This is a genomic window from Bradyrhizobium sp. LeoA1Lang, assembly GCF_055413685.1.
Genome location: NZ_JBVAPG010000016.1, coordinates 41,073 through 57,673 on the forward strand (window position 1 = coordinate 41,073; position 16,601 = coordinate 57,673).

Below are 16,601 nucleotides of genomic sequence, written 5' to 3' on the forward strand. Positions count from 1 at the left end.
GGATTATGGGACGCACGACTGCATTTGGCTGGTTGAATGCGATTGGAACGAGAGGGCCGCAAACCCGTTCGGTCGTCGCGTTCGGTCGCCGTGGACTGAAGATCGTACCCGCACCGGTGACTGCGATTGTTCTTGGACTCGGATCACCGGCGGATGCGCAAGTGCTCCCCTGGCCAAATGAGGAGGTGGCGCCGCCATGGAACGCGCAACAAATCTTCGAGCCATCCCCGCCGCCCAAGCTGACCGATCCTGACACCCGTGAGGACATACCGCCGGAGGACACGCCCGTGAAAGGCCGCCTACAGCCTGGCTACGAGCCTGTGGGCATTCGTTCGGGCTCCTGGATGTTCAATCCGTCGCTGATCACCGGCGGGTTCTTCGACAGCAACGTGTTCGCGTCGAATACCGACATCCGCAGTGACGTCGCGGCGGTGGTCGAGCCGTCGCTGCGCGCCCATTCCCTATGGGAGCGGCACGGCCTCGACCTCAAGCTCGATGCCCAGGAGACGGTCTACAAGCAGAACTCCAGCCTCAACCAGACCAATGCCAGCCTGAAGGGCAATGGCTGGATCGACATTGCTCATGACATGGCGCTGCTGGGCAGCTTCCAGATCGCGCATCTCAACGAGGGCGTTGGTTCGCTGAGTTCGCCCGCCAACGCCATCGCGCCGACACCTTATAATCTGTATTCAGGCGATGTGACCCTGCGCAAGGAATTCAACCGGCTGACCACCTCGGTCGGATTCCGTACCGATTCCTACGACTTCGGCTCGACCGTCTCGCAGGACGGCAGGACCATCAACCAGGATGCCCGCGACGGCCAGATCTACTCGCTCCATAGCCGGATCGACTATGCGTTTTCCGACACTCTTGGCTGGTTCGGCAGCGCCGAGGGCAATGTGCGCGAGCTCCGCGGCCAGCCGCTCCAGCCGCTGAGTTCCCAGGGCTATCGTGCGCTCACCGGCGTCACCCTCGGACTGATGCGTCTGCTCACCGGCGAAATCGGCTTCGGCTATGTGCAGCAACAGTTCGTCGATCCGACCGTCGGCACGATCGCAGGCCCGACCTATCGCGCCAGGCTGACCTGGAGCCCGACGCGGATGATCGACGTTCACTTCAACGCCGAACAGATCGTCACGGAGACTTCCGACACCAGCGCAACCGGCGTGCTCGCCAATGCCGTGCAGCTCGGACTGGACTATGAGCTGCGCCGCAACGTCATCGTTTCGTTCTACGGCGGCTATGAGAGCGACCGCTTCTTCGGGCAGCCGCGCAAGGATCAGGTCACCACCTCCGACGCCCGCGTCAAATATCTTCTGAATCGCTTTGCCGCGATCGCGGTCTATTACCGCTTCACGTCACGCGAAAGCAACATCCCGACTTTCAGCTACGACAAACACCTGGTGGGATTGAATGTTACAACGCAGTTCTGAGCACCTGGCTCGCCCCCCGGAAGAGACCAGGGAACCTGCCGCAAGTCGCTGGCAGGCTCCGACCGTCGATCTACGCGAGATGGCGCGCATCCTGCGCCGCCGCTACAAGTTTGCCGTCCTGCCCGCTGTCGTGCTGGTCGCACTCGGGCTGACCTACTGTCTGCTGGCCACTACACTATATACGGCGACCGCGACCGTGCTGGTCGATCCACGCCGAGCCGCGGCCGTCGAGACCAACAGCCAGACCGCGCTTTCGAACTACGGCACCGATGATGCAACCATCGAAAGCCAGTCATTGCTGATCCAGTCGATCGCGATCCTGGACCGCGTGGTCCGCAGGCTGAAGCTGACGCAAGATCCGGAATTCATCCCGACACCGGGCCTCCTCGATCCGATCAAGCGGCTGTTCGCCTCGGCCGCACCCGAGGGGGCCGCGGACCCGCAAGACGCGGCGCGCGCGCGCTCGATCGAAATCCTGCAAAAGCGCATGAAAGTGACGCGGCAAGGCACGACCTTCCTGGTCGACATCAATGTCAGCTCGGAATCGCCGTCGAAGGCCGCTATTATCGCCAACGCGGTCGCGGACGCCTATTTCGAGGACCAGGTCCGCGCCAAGAATGACGCGACCCGCATCGCCGCGAACTGGCTCGGCGGCCAGATCAACGATCTCAAATCGAGAGTCGTCACCTCCGAGAAGGCGGTCGAGGATTTCCGCTCCGCCAACAATCTGACGGTTTCGCAGGGCGTGACCGTCAACGACCAGCAGATCACCGATCTCAACAACAAGCTGATCGCCGCGCGGGTGCAGACCGCGGAGGCGCGCGCCAAATATGATCAGGTGCAGCAGATCGCCAAATCCGGTGGTGACCCCGGCGGCATCAATGCGGCGATTTCGTCTGATATGATCACGAAGTTGCGCACGCAATATGCCGACATCGCCAAGAACGAGGCCGATCTCTCCAGCAAATACGGCTCGCGACATCCGCTCGTCACCAATGTGCGCGCGCAGCTCAAGGACACCCAGCGGCTGATCAACGAGGAAATCAAGCGGATCCTCGAGAGCACCAAGCACGATTACGACGTGGCGCTCTCCCGCGAAAATTCGCTGAGCCAGAGCCTGGAGCAGTTGCAGAACGTATCCAATACGTCGAGCCAGGCTCAGGTGCGGCTGCATGAGTTGCAGCGCGAGGCCGAAGCCAACCGCACTCTCTATGAATCCTATCTGGCGCGCTCGAAGGAAGCGACGTCGCAGGAAAGCCTCGAGCTGCCGGACTCGCGGGTGGTGACCAAGGCCAGCGTTCCGATCCGTCCCTCCTCGCCGAAGACCATGCTGATCCTGGGCCTTGCCGGGATGCTCGGCCTCGGCTTTGGCAGCGTGCTCGCCTTCGGCGCCGACTATCTCGATGGCCGCATCAAGACGCTGGAGCAGGCGGAATCAATATCGGGCGTGCCGGCGCTGGCTGCCGTGCCGTTGATCGGCACAAGGGAACTTGCAGGATTGGCGCGGCGGCGCGGGCGCGGCGAACTCGAAAATCATGATCCGAGAACGGTCAAGCTGTTGCCTGCCGCCTTGCAACCGCCCCTGATGCGCTATGCGATCGACGAGCCCGCCACATTCTTCGCGGAAGCGATTCGCTCGGTTCGCCTGGCGCTGCAACGGACGATGCGGATGCAGCCGGTCAGGGTCGTGCTCGTCACCTCTGCCCTCGACAGCGAAGGCAAGACCACGCTTGCCGGCAATCTGGCGCAGTCGCTGGCGACGTTGGGTATCCGGACGCTTCTGATCGACGGCGATCTCCGCAACCCGCAACTCACCCGCTCGCTCTGCCCGCGTGCCGACATCGGATTGTTGGACGTTGCCCTGGGACGCGCGGCCATCGAGCAGGCGATCCTGACCGACGAAAGCACCGGCCTGTCCGTGCTGCCGTCGACGGCGGTCAAGCAGGCCGAGATCATCACCGAGCTGATGTTCTCCGACCGCATCGTCGACGTGCTCGATCATCTGCGCCATCGCTACGAATTGATCATCGTCGATTCGCCGCCGCTGGTGCCGCTGGTCGACGGCCGGGCGCTGGCCGAGCTTGCGGACCGCATCATCCTGGCGCTGGCCTGGGATCAGACCCCGCGCGAGGTCCTGAGCCACACCATCGACCTGTTGTCGCCGGTCTCCGATCGCATCCTCGGCACCGTGCTCACCCGCGTCGACCTCAGCCGCCTGCAGTTCTACGACTATTACCGCAGTTCCGCCTATCTCAAGCCATACGGAACCGCGAACCTCAGCCCCGGAGCGGCGCGGTGAACACGCGCAGCTTTGCCAGCCAACCTTTAAGCCTGCCTGGCGCGGTGTCGCACGCTCCGTCCGGAACGCGGACGCGTGGGATGACGTTCGACACTTTTGTCGAGTGGCTGGCGACGGGCTTTCTTGTGCTCGCAATCGTAGCGATGTTCATGCTCTCGGCGGGCATGCTCACCAACGTGAAGATCCACTATCTGACGGCGGGCGGCAATTTCTACGAGAAGCTGCATCCGGCGACGTACTTCACCTTCCTCGCCTTTTTCCTGCTGCTGATGCGCAGCCGCGGGCCGATCGGCGAGATCGACCGGATGTTCTCGCAGTCGAAACTCCTCTTGTTCTATCTGCTCTGCTGGCTGTTCCTGCTGGTGCAGATGTTCGTGCTGGAACGGCCGTTCACGGTGATCTTCGACACGTTCCTGACGCCGGTCGTGTTGTGCCTTGCCATCTGGCAGCTCTCGCCGTCGCAACGACGGCCGCTGGCGTGGGCGATCCATGTCACGATTCTCGTCAATATCGTGGTCGGCTACTATGAGTATTTCTCGGGTCACCGCCTGATTCCACTGACAATGGGCGACATCGTCGTCCTCGGCGAATGGCGCTCCTCGGCGTTTCTCGGCCATCCCCTCACGGCATCCGGCGTCGTCGCGGGCTATGTGCTGGCCCTGCTGCTGCGGCCGGCGCTCTGCCCTCCGATTCTGATACGGGTGCCGCTGATCGCTTTCAGCCTGGCCTCGTTGATGGCGTTCGGCGGCCGGACCGCGCTGGTGACCGTGCTGATCGTGATGGGACTGCTTGTCGGGATCGAGATGCTGCACATGCTGCGGGGCAAGCGCATCCCGCTCTCTGCCGCGATCCTCGCCATATGCCTGCTGTTCGCAGCGGGCGCAGTCGGATTTGCGGCGCTCGACCTCGGCATCTTCGACAAGATGCTGTTGCGCTTCTCCTCCGACAAGGGCAGCACGCTGGCACGCTATGCCACCTTTCACCTGCTGTCGTATTTCGACTGGCAAGAATTGCTCCTCGGCCCCAATCCGGTCCGGGTGACTTCACTGCAGAGCCAGCTCGGCCTCGACTATGGCATCGAGAATTTCTGGATCTCTTGCATCGCGCAGTTCGGCGTCATCCACACCGTGGCGCTGACAGTTGGGCTCGCTTGCCTCTTCACCGAGATCATCCGGCGCGCCGATCGCGGCGTCTGGGCGATGCTGCTGCTGATGTTGACGATCGCTGCGAGCTCGGTGAGCTTCTCGTCCAAGAATATCCAGCTTGCGCAGTTCATCGTCCTGATCACCGTGCTGCTGCCGCGCGACGAATATCGGCGGACAGCCGCTCCGCCTCCCGTCGCCCAGCGCCGTTACCGGCCTGTTCCCGCGTAAATCTGGCGTCAGGACATCGTATGGATATCTACGTCGACAACACCCATCTCGGACGTCACGTCACCGGGCTCGAGCGCATCACGCTCGAACTGTTTTCGGCGTCCGCGCTCGCTCCGCTCAATGTGGTGCCGGTCACCGCGCGCGGCACACGCCAGATGGTGACGACGCAGACCTTTGGCTTGCCGATGCGGCTTGCGACCTCGTCGGCGATGCTGCTTTGCCCCGGCTTTCCGCCCAGCCCGCTATTGCTGCCGTTCGCCTCACGCGTGCTGCCCTACATCCACGATGATTTCCTGGTGACGCGGCCCGCCGAACTGAACGCACGTGCCCGCCTCTATATGGCGCGTCCTTTCAAGCTGGCGCTGCGGCATTATCCCCGCTTCCTTGCCAATTCCAACGATACAAGGCGCCGGATCGCCGCCTATACCCGACCCGATGCCGAGATCACGCTGTACCGTCCCTCCGTGCGCAACGTGTTCGGATTACAGTCGGAGCAGCGCGCCGGCCGCGCGACTGCGCCGCGACCGCTGCGACTGGTCGCACTCGGCACCGTCGAGCCGCGGAAGAATTTCAAGGCGGCCGCCGCGCTCGTTGGGGCGCTGCGCGGAAGAGGTTTTTCCGACGCCATGCTCGATATTGTCGGCCGGCGTGGCTGGGGCGACGATTGGCAAGCGCTGGAAGCCATGCCGGGCGTTACGCTGCACGACTATCAGCCGACCGAGCGCGTCAGGGAATTGCTTGATACGGCCGACCTGTTCGTCTGCACGTCACATGACGAAGGGCTCGGCCTGCCCTTGCTCGAAGCGCAATATGCCGGGCTGCCGATTGCAGCACCCGATGCGCCGATCTTCCGCGAGGTGCTCGACACCTCCGGCATCTTCATCAATCCCGCCGAGCCCGCCGCCGCCGCGGCGCAAATCGCGGCCGCGCTGTCGATCCAGAACTGGCGCGCGCGCTACGTCGCGCTCGCCGAGCAGAATCTTGCTCGCTGGAATGCGCTTGCCCATGGCGACCGCGAAGCTGTGATCGACCTGATCTCACGCCTTGCTGCCCACCCCCACACTTCCAGCCAGTTCAACCCGAAGCGGATCTAGACTTTTGCACAAGACCACCAACGCGATGCGGCACCTCGACAGCCTGCGGATCATCGCCGCCTGCGCCGTGGTGATTCTGCACTATTCCGATTATTTCAAGGAGCTGCCGCTCGGGCGCATCATCATCGCCCATCTCTGGCATTTCAACCTGTTCGTCGACCTGTTCTTCGTGGTTTCCGGCTTCGTCATCGCGCGCCAATATTTTGATCACGTCGGCGACGGCGCAGCAATCGGACGCTTCCTCTGGCGGCGCATCGCCCGCATCTACCCGCTGCATCTCGCCACGCTGACGTTCTATATTTGTATTGCCCTCGCGCTTTCCTTTGGCATGGCGCGCTCGGACAATCCCGCGCGCTATTCGTTCTCCGATCTGCCGGCGCAGTTTCTGTTGCTGCATGCATTCGTCGGCGAACGGTTGACGTTCAACTTTCCGAGTTGGTCATTGTCGGCGGAAATGTTCTGCTATCTGCTGTTTCCGCTGATCGTTGCGCTCGCATTGCGGCGCAAAACGTTGATCATCGTGTTCGTGGCGTTGTCCGCGTTTGCCAACAGCGTTTGGGCCGCGACCATGGAAACCCTGCCATGGTCCGAGTGGATCAACGAGGGCGGTGCCTTCCGCGCGGTGCCCGCGTTCAGCCTCGGCATTGCCTGTTCCGTCTACCGCGACCAGATCGCGCGCTGGCCCGCGACGCGAGGCGCGCTGATGTTGGCGCTCGGCGGGTTCACCCTGTTCGGCTCGTGGCTAACACCAATGGGTGCGCTGGTTGCGGTCTACGTGATCGCTGTACTTGCGATCCAACTCGACTGCAGCGGCAGCGATACGTTGTTATCGATGCTCAGGCTCGATCGCTTCGCACCGCTGACCTATTCCAGCTATATGCTGCACATGCCCATCGCGACCGTCATCATCACCTTGGATTCGCGTCTGGTGCTCTTCGCCTCTCCAGAAGCCAAGCTGATCCTGGCGCCGGTGTCGTTCATCGTCCTTGGCATCACCAGTGTGCTGTCCTACCGATACTTCGAGACGCCGGCGCGGCGCTACCTGACCGACCTCTACGATCGCCGCTTCGCACCGGCGGTAGCGGCACCGATCCCGCAGCGGGAGATCGCATGATGACGCTCGCGGCATCCGCTCAGGCAGAACTCGTTCACACCCGCGCGAACGCTCGGGCGAAGGGCCGCGACGCCGTGATCGACACTATGCGGGGCGTTGCCATCCTGATGGTGATCGGGATCCATTCCCTGCCGCAGCCGCTCGATCTCGCCTGGACCAAAGCGATCGATGCCGCGCTGCGGCCTTGCGTACCCATCTTCCTGTTCGCGTCCGGCTACCTGACCGCGCGCGCCGGACGTGTGCCATTGTTCAAGCGGCTGAAGGCTGCGGTGATCCCCTATACAATCGCCTTCATCGCGGCCTATCTCTACATGACCCTGCACAATCCCGCGATGGATCATCGCGTAACCACGACGGTGGCGCGGTTCGCGCTCGCTTATGTATTCGTGTACTACTACGTGTTCGTCTATGTCGGCTGCACCATTGTACTGTGGCTGATCTATGCTGCCGGCGGAACGGACCGGCAGGACACAGCGCAGCGGATGACAATCCTGCTTGCTCTTGCGATCGGTTTCGGGCTTGTCGCTGGAAGCTACCTCGATCCCCTGCTGTTCCATCTCGGCTTTGCCGACTCCTTCGTCGAAGAAGTTCGGATGCGCGATATCCCCTTCTGGTTTTCGTTCATGGCACTCGGCGCGCTGACGGCATCTTTCGCCGGCGCGACCGCGCGGAACATGCGCGCGATCCTCGTCGGTGCCATGCTGTTTGCCTATTTGCTGTATCTGGCCGTCCGCCTGTCCGGGGTCGGCGATGCCGCGGTCTACGATTCAACGGCATTCTTCCTCTACGCGGCGCTGTTCAGCGTTGCGCTGCTGGTGCTGCAGCCGAGCGCCGCCTGGCTCGCGAGCCTCGGTTCGGGCAGCTATTTCATCTATCTCTGGCACATCTTCATCGTGATGTTGCTGCGCGACCACGCCGGATTGCGCCAGTTCGGCTCGGCGGCGAGTTTTGCGATCACCTTCGGATTGACAGCGATGGTCAGTATCGCTGCGCTCGGCGCGGTCAGGCAGCTCTCCTCCGCGCGCGTCGCCCGCTGGCTGGGAGCGTAACGATGCTGCTGCGCCACACCCTGCTGTATCTCCCTGCGCAGTTCGTCGGGCCGCTGTTCCAGTTGATCGCGATGATCGTGTGGACCCATGTGGTCAACGATCACACGCTGGGCATCATCACACTGGTCACCGCCACGCACGAATTCCTGCAGATCGCCTTCCTCGCCTGGTGGTCGCAATACGCACTGCGCTTCTCCGGTCGCTACAAGGATGGCGACGCGCCACGCTTCTACCGCACCGAAAATGCGGTGCTGCTGGCGTCGGTCCTGCTGCAGAGCCTCGTCATCGTCGTCGTGCTGCGCCTCGTCATTTCCCCCGATGCGCACTTCGGCATGCTGCTTGCCGCCATCGCCTACGTGGTCACGCGTTCGCTGAACCTTTATATCGGCGAGCGCGCTCGCGCCCAGCAGCAGATCTGGGTCTACACGATCCAGCAGGTGGTCGGGCCCGCGGTTGGCTTTGCCGTGGGCCTTGTGATGATCAAGCTGTTCGGCCAATCCGCCGAATGGCCGCTGGCCGGCTACGCCATCGCGCAACTCGCGGCCGCGCTGGTGGTGCTGCCGAAGATCGCCTACGGTCGCCGCCTGTGGCCGATCGATCGCGAGATCGTAGTGCACGCATTGCATTACGGCGTTCCCCTGATCATCGGCGGCGGGCTCGGCTGGGTCGGGCTCAATGCCTCACGCTTCATCATCAACGAAATGTCGGGTGTGGCCGCCGCCGGCCTGTTCGCCGTCGGCTACGGACTCGGCCAGCGCGCCGCCGCGGTCGCCGCCATGCTGGTGACGGCCGCCGCCTTTCCGCTGGCGGTCAAGAGCATGGAACAAAGCGGCAGCAAGGCCGCCATGCGGCAGCTTGCCGACAACACCGCGCTGCTCGTTGCGATCCTCGCGCCAAGCCTGACCGGCATCTTCATGCTGCGGTTCGAGATCGTGCATCTTCTGATCGCCGCGCCGTTTCAGCAGGCAACGCTGAGCGTGCTGCCGCTCGCAACGCTCGCCGGCGCGATCCGCAACCTTCGTGCCCATTTCGGCGACCAGGTCTTCCTGCTGCACAACCGCACGCGCTGGATGATGGCGATTTCCGCCATCGATGCCACCCTGACGGTGATCCTCAGCGTGGTGTGCCTGCGCTACTGGGGACTTGCCGGCGCGGCCGGCGCCACCGTTCTCGCCGCAACTGCGGCAGCCGCCACGAGCTTCAGCATCGGCTTCTCGCTGTTCGGGCTGACCCTTCCGTTTTCACACCTGGCGCGGATCGCGGTTGCGACCGTCGCGATGGCGGCGCTGTTGCGCGAGTTCCCGGAAGCGGGAAACGCGATCATGCTCGCCGCGCATATCGCCGCAGGTGCGGCAGTCTATCTCACAGTACTGGCGCTGCTGTACGCACCGTCACTGCTGAAGATGTTGCGGGCACGCCCGCAACATTCCGGCGCGTGACGATTCTGTTATGCCTTCTTTGCATTCTCGAACGCGCGCGCGATCGCGAACCACAACGGCTTTCGCTGCATCGATGAATCATAAGGCAGCGGCCGCGGCAGGCGTTGCGCGAGCGGATCCTTCTTCTTGGCCGCGTCCGTGTAGAACGAATAATTGTCCGCGAGCTCCCAGGCGATTACCATCTTGACCGCAGGCACTCGCAATACGTTGTTGAGGAATTTCTCGCCGGTCTCGGCGATCATCGCGTCGCGGGTGGCGATATCGTCCGGGAACGTGTCGTCGCGCACATCGAATTCCGTGATGTAGATATCCACGCCGCGTGACGCGAGTTCGTGCAGGAACTCGGCAAACCGTCCCGGATCATGCGGATAGCGCGGCTGCAGGTGCCCCTGCAGGCCGACGGCCGCGAGCGGCACACCAGCCTGCTTCAATTCATCGACAAGACGCAACAATCCGCTACGTACGATGTGCCCCACTTCGTCATCGCGCTCGGTCTGCGCCTCGTTAAGAACAAATTTGGTTTTCTTGTCGACCATGGCCGCGCGTTCGTAAGCGCGGCGGATGTAGCCGGTTCCGCCAAATGCGTCATACCACGGTCCGAGTCTGTAGCCGCCGGGCGCCTTGTGGCCCGGCCAGAACGGCTCGTTGACGACATCCCAAGAATGCAACTTGCCGACATAGCGGCTGACAACTTCCTCTATGTAGGAATCGAAGAACGCCTGGCGCTCCGCGCTGCTCATATTCTTGATCCACTGCGGAACCCATTCGTTCCAGATCAAACAATGGCCGCGCATCGGGATATGATTGCTCGCACAAAATTGCAGCAGACGATCCGCGCTCTCGAAACGTTTGGGGCCAGGTTGTGGCGCGATCGTGCCCATTTTCATCGCAATGTCGGTCGTGATGATGCGCGTCTGTGTCGTGTAGAGCTCGCGATAGGCAAGATCCTTGTCAATGACAGGACCAGCGGCAGCACCAAAAGCAAATCCATGTTGTGCAGCGATCGCGCCGAGACCCTGACTTTGCGCCGGCGCGGCCGTCGACATTTCGGCACGCGCAGCGACGCCTGCCCCTGCGAGAATGGCGAGTGCATTTCGTCGCGACATCTGCATGGCTGCTCTCCATCAAGTGAATGCATTCGCTGCGCTGAATCATTTTTGCACAGCGGCAACGCCATCGTTGCGACGCAATAGTTCTATTTCGTGGCGGCGCTCGTCGAGGAAGAGTCTTCGAGATGCGAGTTCCCATCGCACAAGCATTGAGCATGCCGACGACTTCCATCAGCGCACCTCGGCTTCTCTTTCACCTGGAGATCGACATGCCGGAAATACAGACGCAGCCTGCGACATCCAATCTCAATGTTGATGGCATCGCCATCAACATTGGTTCACTTCCCGAAGCGGTGAACTCGATCGTATCGGCTGCGCAACGAGGCGAGAATTTCAGCGTGTGCACGTTGAATCTCGATCATGTCGTTCAACTGCAACATCGGCCCGACTTCCGGGCGGCTTATCGTCGTGCCAAATTTGTGACGGCTGACGGGTTCCCGATCGTGGTGCTGTCGCGCTTGCTTGGTACGCATATCGAGCGAACCACCGGCGCCGATCTTGTGGAACCGCTCTGCGAGGAAGCGCGGAAGAAAGGCCTTCCTGTGTTCCTTCTCGGGTCGAATGACGCGACATTGAAGATGACCGCGCAACGTTTATCGGAACGGTTCCAAGGCTTGCAAGTTGTGGGATGGTACGCGCCCGGCCCCAACTTCGATCCTTATTCCGCCGAGGCCGACCATGCGATCGAATTGATCCGCGAGTCCGGTGCAAGACTCTGCTTTGTTGCGCTCGGAGCGCCACGCCAGGAAGTATTTGCCGCGCGCTGTCTCGACGAGCTCGATGGCACCGGCGTGTTGTGCATCGGCGCCGCGCTCGATTTCATCGCCGGCACGCAGAAGCGCGCGCCGTCGGTTACGCAGAAGGCCGGGCTCGAATGGGCCTGGCGCATGCTGAACAATCCAAGCCGGCTCGGACCGCGCTATGCCCGTTGCATGGCCGCCGTTCCGGGACTCGTTGCGCGGACCCTGCCCCAGATCATCAACGCACGAATCCGGAAGACCGCATGACCTCGACCGTGACACTGGCGCTGCGCGCCCGCAATGCAAGCCGCGTTCGGCCACGCTATCAGATCTGCCTGCTCCATCCGTTCGACCCGCGCGGACAAAAGGTCGGAGGGCTCGAGACCTATATCCGCGACTTCATCACCTTCCATCCTGACAACACCGACATCCTGTTCGTCGGCGTGGATTCGATCGGTGACCTCACCCTCGGCGAAGTGCACCGGGTTACGTTCCGCGGCCGCACCTTCGATTTCCTTCCGATCCTGCGCTACAGCGATGCCCAGGCGCGTGAAGCCGCGCGCACCATTCGTTCCTCGCTGACAGGCCAGTTCTTCGTGGCGCTGCTGCGTCATTTCGGCCAGATCGCACGGCTGGTACGGACACGGCGGTGTTCAATCGACCTGCGACGGGTGGAGTTCTCCTGGCTGCCGGCGGTACTTCGTCTTCCCTTCGTGCAGATGCTGCATGGCGAGGGCGCGCCGAAACTGCAGATGGATTCGCTGCTCCGGAAATATTCCTTCGTGCACAATACCGGCGAGCGGTTCGCGGTGACGATGAGCGAGAAGTTCCTCTGCGTTAATCCGTTCATCACCGAGCGGATGCAGAAGACCTATCCGCGCAGCAAGGAGAAGATCGATACGCTGTGGACCTGGGTCAACACCGACATCTTCCAGCCGCAGCCGTTCCCGGAAAGCATGTCGCCGTTCCAGATCGTGTTCGCCGGCAGGCTCGACGAATTCAAGGATCCGCCGCTGATGTTCCGCACCATCGATCGTTTCCGGCAGCGGCTGAACGGCCCGATCCGCTTTCACTATATCGGCACCAGCGATCCGCACCGCTTCAGCGAGTTTGCCGCGATCGAGGACATCACCGTTCGCCACGGCTTCAAGGATGCCATGGGCATGGCGAAGACCTTGGCGGACGCGCATGCAGGCATTCTCACCTCCGAATTCGAGGGTATGCCGCGCTGCGTGCTGGAAACGCTCGCGGTCGGCCGTCCCGTGGTCGCGATGCATCTGCCGCAGCTCGAGTCGGTCATCCATGACGGCCAGAGCGGCTATCTGGTGACACGCGATGGCAGCCGTGACGATATGGTGGAGACTCTCGCACAGCGCTTCATCGATGTCCGCGACGCCATCGACAGCGGCAAGATCACGCCCGAGCAGGTCGCCGATGCGATCCAGGACTTCACGCCGGCCACGCAACTGGCGCGCGTGTACCGCTACCATCAGGAAATTCAGGACGCCCGCGGCTTCGCCGCCGCCACGGCCTCTTGAGGCATCGACGTGGACATCCTGCTGCTGACGAGTGAGTTTGCGCCCGCCATGGGCGGGATCGGCACCTACGCAGGGGAGATCGCCGCCGCCGCGGCGCGGCTCGGCGCGCGCGTCACCGTGGTGGCGCCGGACTACGGACAGGACAATGCAGGCCGCGATCGCACGCTGCCGTTCGAAGTGGCCCGCTTTGCCGGTGGCCTGCATTCGATGACGGACTTGCCGGCGAAAATGATGCTGGCACGCAATAGGGTTCGCGAGCGCCCATACGATGTGATTCATGCGGCCGACTGGCCGTTCTTCATTCCTGTCGCATTGTCGCGCTGGCAGACGCGGGCACGCGTGCTGATGACGGTGCACGGCACCGAGATCAACGAAACCCAGACGCCGTTGAAGCGGCTGGCAATCCGCAGCGCCGGCGTGTTCGGACCTCGGACCGAGATCGTTGCGAACAGCCGCTATACCCGGGATCTGTTCTGCGAGCGGTTTTCCGTCGACGCAGGACAGATCAGCGCGATCAGTCTCGGCGTTTCCGACTTCTGGTTCGGAGATCGACGCGATCGGGCGGACATCCGCGCAGGGCTTGGGCTGGCGCCGGAGCGGCTGGTGATGGTCACCGTCGCGCGGATCACCCACCGCAAGGGACATCATCTGACGCTCGCGGCACTGGCGCGCCTCCCCGAGCGGCTGCGCCAGCGTATCACCTGGCTCGTGATCGGCCCGAACGGCGAGGCCGACTACGTCAACGAACTTCAGCGCTTGATCGAAACGGCGAACTGCGATGTTCGCCTGCTCGGTCCGCTACCGAACGAAGAGATCCGCGACATCTATGGCGCGGCCGATCTGTTTAGCCTGACGGGGCTTCCGGATTCCTCCGGCAGGGTCGAAGGATTCGGACTGGTCTATCTCGAGGCCGGTGCCGGCGGCGTGCCGAGCGTTGCGACGGCCGTCGGCGGCGTTCCCGACGCGGTGATGCCGGATCAAAGCGGCATTCTTGTTCCGCCCGATATCGACAGCATTTGCGCGGCGATCGCCAGATTCGCTGAGAATGATGAACTGCGTGGGAGCCTTGCCGCAGGCGCGTTGGCCCATGCACGCGCATTGTCCTGGGAACGCTGCGCCACCGCGACCTACGGACTGTCTCGGAACGAGCGGCCTGCGCCCCAGGCCGAAGTCGTGACGGCATGAGACAGATCGTCGCCGCCGCGATCCTGCTTGTGCTCGCCACCGGCGCGGCACACGCCGGCGCCGACAACTGCCGCCGAAGCCGCGAATATCTATTGGGTAGCCTCGGCGGCGATCTGAAGTTGCCGCCCCAATCCTACACCGATCTGTTCAAGATCTGCCTGGCGGCGAGCAGCATGACGAATGTCAAGGACGCCTATATCCTCAAGGACGGCGGCATCGCGGTCGTTCCCAAGCAGGACACCATTCCTGCCACGGCGTCGACATTGTCGCAATTCTGCGACGCCTATCCGAGCGCGACGCTGCGCTTCCTCACCAGCAAGGAAGTACTGACGATAAAATCCGTCGTCGGGATCGTGCAGCTTTCGTCGACCTCGGCGACACCCTGCAAGAAGATCAAAGGACTCACCTGAAGCCGAAGTCGCCGAGCGTCATCTCTGCGCGTCGTAATATCGCGGCATGACGTGCGGATCGAGCGGGCGCTCCGCCCGGCGTCCGAGGAAGAAGAAGCCGCTCGCCGCATCCGATCCGGGGCGGCCGCGCGTCAACGGATCGAGCAGGCGGATCCAGAAGAACGGTAGCGCGATCAGACGCGACAGCTTGTCGCCGGCACCGAGCGCACGGGCAAAATAGCGGATCGACCACACCAGCGCGACGCCTGCGCCACCGACGCGGCCCGCGCAGATTTCCGAGAACTGCTTGAACAGCCAGCGGTGGCCGCTCCGCGTGAAGCGCGAGAAATCATAGCCGCGCTCATGCACTTGTTGCATGAACGGCGTTTCGGCATAGACGAGGCCTCTGCGCCGAAGCACGCGGTGAATCTCGTTGACGACGGACGCAGGCTCAAGGACATGTTCGAGCACGGCCTGGACCCAGACGCCGTCAAACACGCCGTCCTCGAACGGCAGCCGGTGCGCGTCGGCCACCAGCAGCGTGTAGGGCGACGCGTAGACATCCGTCCCGATCAACTCGAGGCAGTCATCCGCGTAGAGTTCGTCGGCGCCGTCGCCAACCGCACCTCCGCCGATGATGAGCACGACCGGCCGTTCGGATTCCTGCTTCAGGAGCTCGATAAAGCGTGCACAGTTGGATTGTGCCACCTGATTGCCGCCGAAGGTGAGCTGATGGAGGCGCGAACTGATCGAGCGGCGCGACACATCGCGGTGAAAGACCGAACCATTGCCGCCGCGATACATTCCGCGCTCGAAGACGCTGGCGGCGAAATCGATCAGCACCGGCTGGTCCTCGACCACCGGAAACCCGCTTCCAGAGTATTCACACGTCACGTTGGAACAGAACGGTCGCGCGTCGATCTCGCGCAGCGACGCCGCACAGCGGGGACAGCGAACCGCGCGCCGCCACCAATCGGTCTGCGCCCATGTGTCCAATCGGTCGGTGACAGAGGAATCCAATGAGGCCCCTTGGTTCAAGCGACGTTCCTGGGTTCCGCCTAGGAACTAACTGTGTCTCGATTTTTTGATGCAAATTGCGGCGCCTGTGCGACACAACAAGCCAACGCGTGCGGGGCAAGATGGTTCTGTGTGGTGGTCGGATGGACTCGCCTTCAGCAAGCCACAACACAACCGCCGCCGGTCACGTCACGCAGCGATGCGAGCCCGCGCTTCCGGATGAGAGAATGAATCTTCAAATTGTCAGCACGATGGCTACGCCGATCGTCGCCGCGATCTTGATCGTGGACTGATTGTGTGAGGATGGTTCACGGAACTTCTCTGCTCGAATAGTCAGTCCGAGCAGAGCTCAAATGAGCGCGTGGCTCTTCATCGACGTGGTGTTGGTGGACTGGGTCGATTTCGTGGAACTAGCGGACCTGCGGTTCTTCGATTCCGCGAAGTCATGCATTCCCGTCTGCCACTGCAGGCCGACGATCGCACCCTTCGTCGGCTGAAGCAGCGCAAGCGATGAGAACAGCGTCACGGGCAGCCATATCGCAAGCTGCAGCCACGCCGGCGGCGCGTAAGCTATCTCGACGGCGAGCAACGCCGGCACCACCACGTGTCCGACGACGACGATGACGAGATAGGCGGGAAAGTCATCGGCACGCTGCGGCGTGTAATCCTCGCCGCAGACTTCGCAGTGATCCACGACCTTCAGGAAGCGGCGGAAAAGATGACCCTTCCCGCAATTGGGGCATCGCATGGTGAAGCCGCGCCGCACGGCTTGGGCAAGCGAAACTGGCTGTGTCATGGCTGAATTCCTTGACCTGAGGCATG

Annotated in this window: 14 protein-coding genes; 11 read left to right on the forward strand and 3 right to left on the reverse strand. The window is 62.6% G+C overall.

Annotated features, from left to right (window positions below; translation table 11 throughout):
- Positions 1–161: 161 nt before the first annotated feature.
- The 7 genes from ACZYOF_RS08520 (at position 162) to ACZYOF_RS08550 (ending at position 9,801) form a co-directional block, all read left to right on the forward strand.
- Entirely contained in the window at positions 162–1,433 is a 1,272-nt protein-coding gene (locus tag ACZYOF_RS08520) for an outer membrane beta-barrel protein (RefSeq protein WP_463715465.1), read from the forward strand.
- Positions 1,414–3,732: a polysaccharide biosynthesis tyrosine autokinase gene (locus ACZYOF_RS08525; protein ID WP_130580326.1), complete on the forward strand. Its 2,319-nt coding sequence runs from the start codon at positions 1,414–1,416 to the stop codon at positions 3,730–3,732. Before ACZYOF_RS08520 ends, ACZYOF_RS08525 begins: the two co-directional genes overlap by 20 nt.
- Before the next feature lie 80 nt (positions 3,733–3,812).
- Positions 3,813–5,105 carry a VpsF family polysaccharide biosynthesis protein gene (locus tag ACZYOF_RS08530; RefSeq protein ID WP_463715466.1) on the forward strand — a complete coding sequence of 431 codons (1,293 nt, stop codon included), beginning with the start codon at positions 3,813–3,815 and terminating at the stop codon, positions 5,103–5,105.
- Positions 5,106–5,125: 20 nt separating this feature from the next.
- A complete protein-coding gene (locus tag ACZYOF_RS08535; protein WP_463715467.1) occupies positions 5,126–6,199 on the forward strand; it encodes a glycosyltransferase in 1,074 nt (357 codons plus the stop codon).
- Positions 6,200–6,203: 4 nt separating this feature from the next.
- Positions 6,204–7,313 (forward strand): acyltransferase family protein, encoded by a 1,110-nt coding sequence (locus ACZYOF_RS08540; protein ID WP_463715468.1) that lies wholly within the window; start codon positions 6,204–6,206, stop codon positions 7,311–7,313.
- Positions 7,310–8,362, forward strand: a complete 1,053-nt coding sequence (locus tag ACZYOF_RS08545; RefSeq protein WP_463715469.1) for an acyltransferase family protein — start codon at positions 7,310–7,312, stop codon at positions 8,360–8,362. The genes ACZYOF_RS08540 and ACZYOF_RS08545 overlap by 4 nt, the downstream gene beginning before the upstream one ends.
- 2 nt (positions 8,363–8,364) lie before the next feature.
- Entirely contained in the window at positions 8,365–9,801 is a 1,437-nt protein-coding gene (locus ACZYOF_RS08550; RefSeq protein WP_394565394.1) for a lipopolysaccharide biosynthesis protein, read from the forward strand.
- 8 nt (positions 9,802–9,809) lie between these two features.
- Here the strand turns inward: ACZYOF_RS08550 and ACZYOF_RS08555 are convergent, their stop codons facing one another.
- The gene (locus ACZYOF_RS08555; protein ID WP_463702713.1) at positions 9,810–10,913 is read right to left on the reverse strand and encodes an endo-1,4-beta-xylanase; all 1,104 of its coding nucleotides are present in this window, start codon (positions 10,911–10,913) and stop codon (positions 9,810–9,812) included.
- A gap of 206 nt (positions 10,914–11,119) precedes the next feature.
- Between ACZYOF_RS08555 and ACZYOF_RS08560 the strand changes: the two genes are divergently transcribed.
- From ACZYOF_RS08560 to ACZYOF_RS08575, 4 genes are read left to right on the forward strand one after another with little or no spacing between them, the layout of a single operon-like run.
- A complete protein-coding gene (locus tag ACZYOF_RS08560; protein ID WP_463715470.1) occupies positions 11,120–11,917 on the forward strand; it encodes a WecB/TagA/CpsF family glycosyltransferase in 798 nt (265 codons plus the stop codon).
- The gene (locus ACZYOF_RS08565) at positions 11,914–13,188 is read left to right on the forward strand and encodes a glycosyltransferase (RefSeq protein ID WP_130580321.1); all 1,275 of its coding nucleotides are present in this window, start codon (positions 11,914–11,916) and stop codon (positions 13,186–13,188) included. Before ACZYOF_RS08560 ends, ACZYOF_RS08565 begins: the two co-directional genes overlap by 4 nt.
- Before the next feature lie 9 nt (positions 13,189–13,197).
- Positions 13,198–14,373, forward strand: a complete 1,176-nt coding sequence (locus tag ACZYOF_RS08570) for a glycosyltransferase family 4 protein (protein ID WP_463715471.1) — start codon at positions 13,198–13,200, stop codon at positions 14,371–14,373.
- Positions 14,370–14,783 carry a hypothetical protein gene (locus ACZYOF_RS08575; RefSeq protein ID WP_207234519.1) on the forward strand — a complete coding sequence of 138 codons (414 nt, stop codon included), beginning with the start codon at positions 14,370–14,372 and terminating at the stop codon, positions 14,781–14,783. Before ACZYOF_RS08570 ends, ACZYOF_RS08575 begins: the two co-directional genes overlap by 4 nt.
- Positions 14,784–14,801: 18 nt before the next feature.
- Here ACZYOF_RS08575 and ACZYOF_RS08580 read toward each other — a convergent pair whose 3' ends face one another.
- Both ACZYOF_RS08580 and ACZYOF_RS08585 read right to left on the reverse strand, forming a co-directional pair.
- Positions 14,802–15,623, reverse strand: a complete 822-nt coding sequence (locus tag ACZYOF_RS08580) for a class I SAM-dependent methyltransferase (protein WP_463715472.1) — start codon at positions 15,621–15,623, stop codon at positions 14,802–14,804.
- Positions 15,624–16,128: 505 nt separating this feature from the next.
- The gene (locus ACZYOF_RS08585) at positions 16,129–16,575 is read right to left on the reverse strand and encodes a DUF983 domain-containing protein (RefSeq protein ID WP_463715473.1); all 447 of its coding nucleotides are present in this window, start codon (positions 16,573–16,575) and stop codon (positions 16,129–16,131) included.
- Positions 16,576–16,601: the final 26 nt, after the last annotated feature.

Bases quoted from the DNA above. Each gene is read 5' to 3' on its own strand.
- ACZYOF_RS08525 (WP_130580326.1), top strand. From the start codon at position 1,414: ATGTTACAACGCAGTTCTGAGCACCTGGCTCGCCCCCCGGAAGAGACC.
- ACZYOF_RS08530 (WP_463715466.1), top strand. From the start codon at position 3,813: ATGACGTTCGACACTTTTGTCGAGTGGCTGGCGACGGGCTTTCTTGTG.
- ACZYOF_RS08535 (WP_463715467.1), top strand. From the start codon at position 5,126: ATGGATATCTACGTCGACAACACCCATCTCGGACGTCACGTCACCGGG.
- ACZYOF_RS08545 (WP_463715469.1), top strand. From the start codon at position 7,310: ATGATGACGCTCGCGGCATCCGCTCAGGCAGAACTCGTTCACACCCGC.
- ACZYOF_RS08550 (WP_394565394.1), top strand. From the start codon at position 8,365: ATGCTGCTGCGCCACACCCTGCTGTATCTCCCTGCGCAGTTCGTCGGG.
- ACZYOF_RS08555 (WP_463702713.1), bottom strand. From the start codon at position 10,913: ATGCAGATGTCGCGACGAAATGCACTCGCCATTCTCGCAGGGGCAGGC.
- ACZYOF_RS08560 (WP_463715470.1), top strand. From the start codon at position 11,120: ATGCCGGAAATACAGACGCAGCCTGCGACATCCAATCTCAATGTTGAT.
- ACZYOF_RS08565 (WP_130580321.1), top strand. From the start codon at position 11,914: ATGACCTCGACCGTGACACTGGCGCTGCGCGCCCGCAATGCAAGCCGC.
- ACZYOF_RS08575 (WP_207234519.1), top strand. From the start codon at position 14,370: ATGAGACAGATCGTCGCCGCCGCGATCCTGCTTGTGCTCGCCACCGGC.
- ACZYOF_RS08585 (WP_463715473.1), bottom strand. From the start codon at position 16,575: ATGACACAGCCAGTTTCGCTTGCCCAAGCCGTGCGGCGCGGCTTCACC.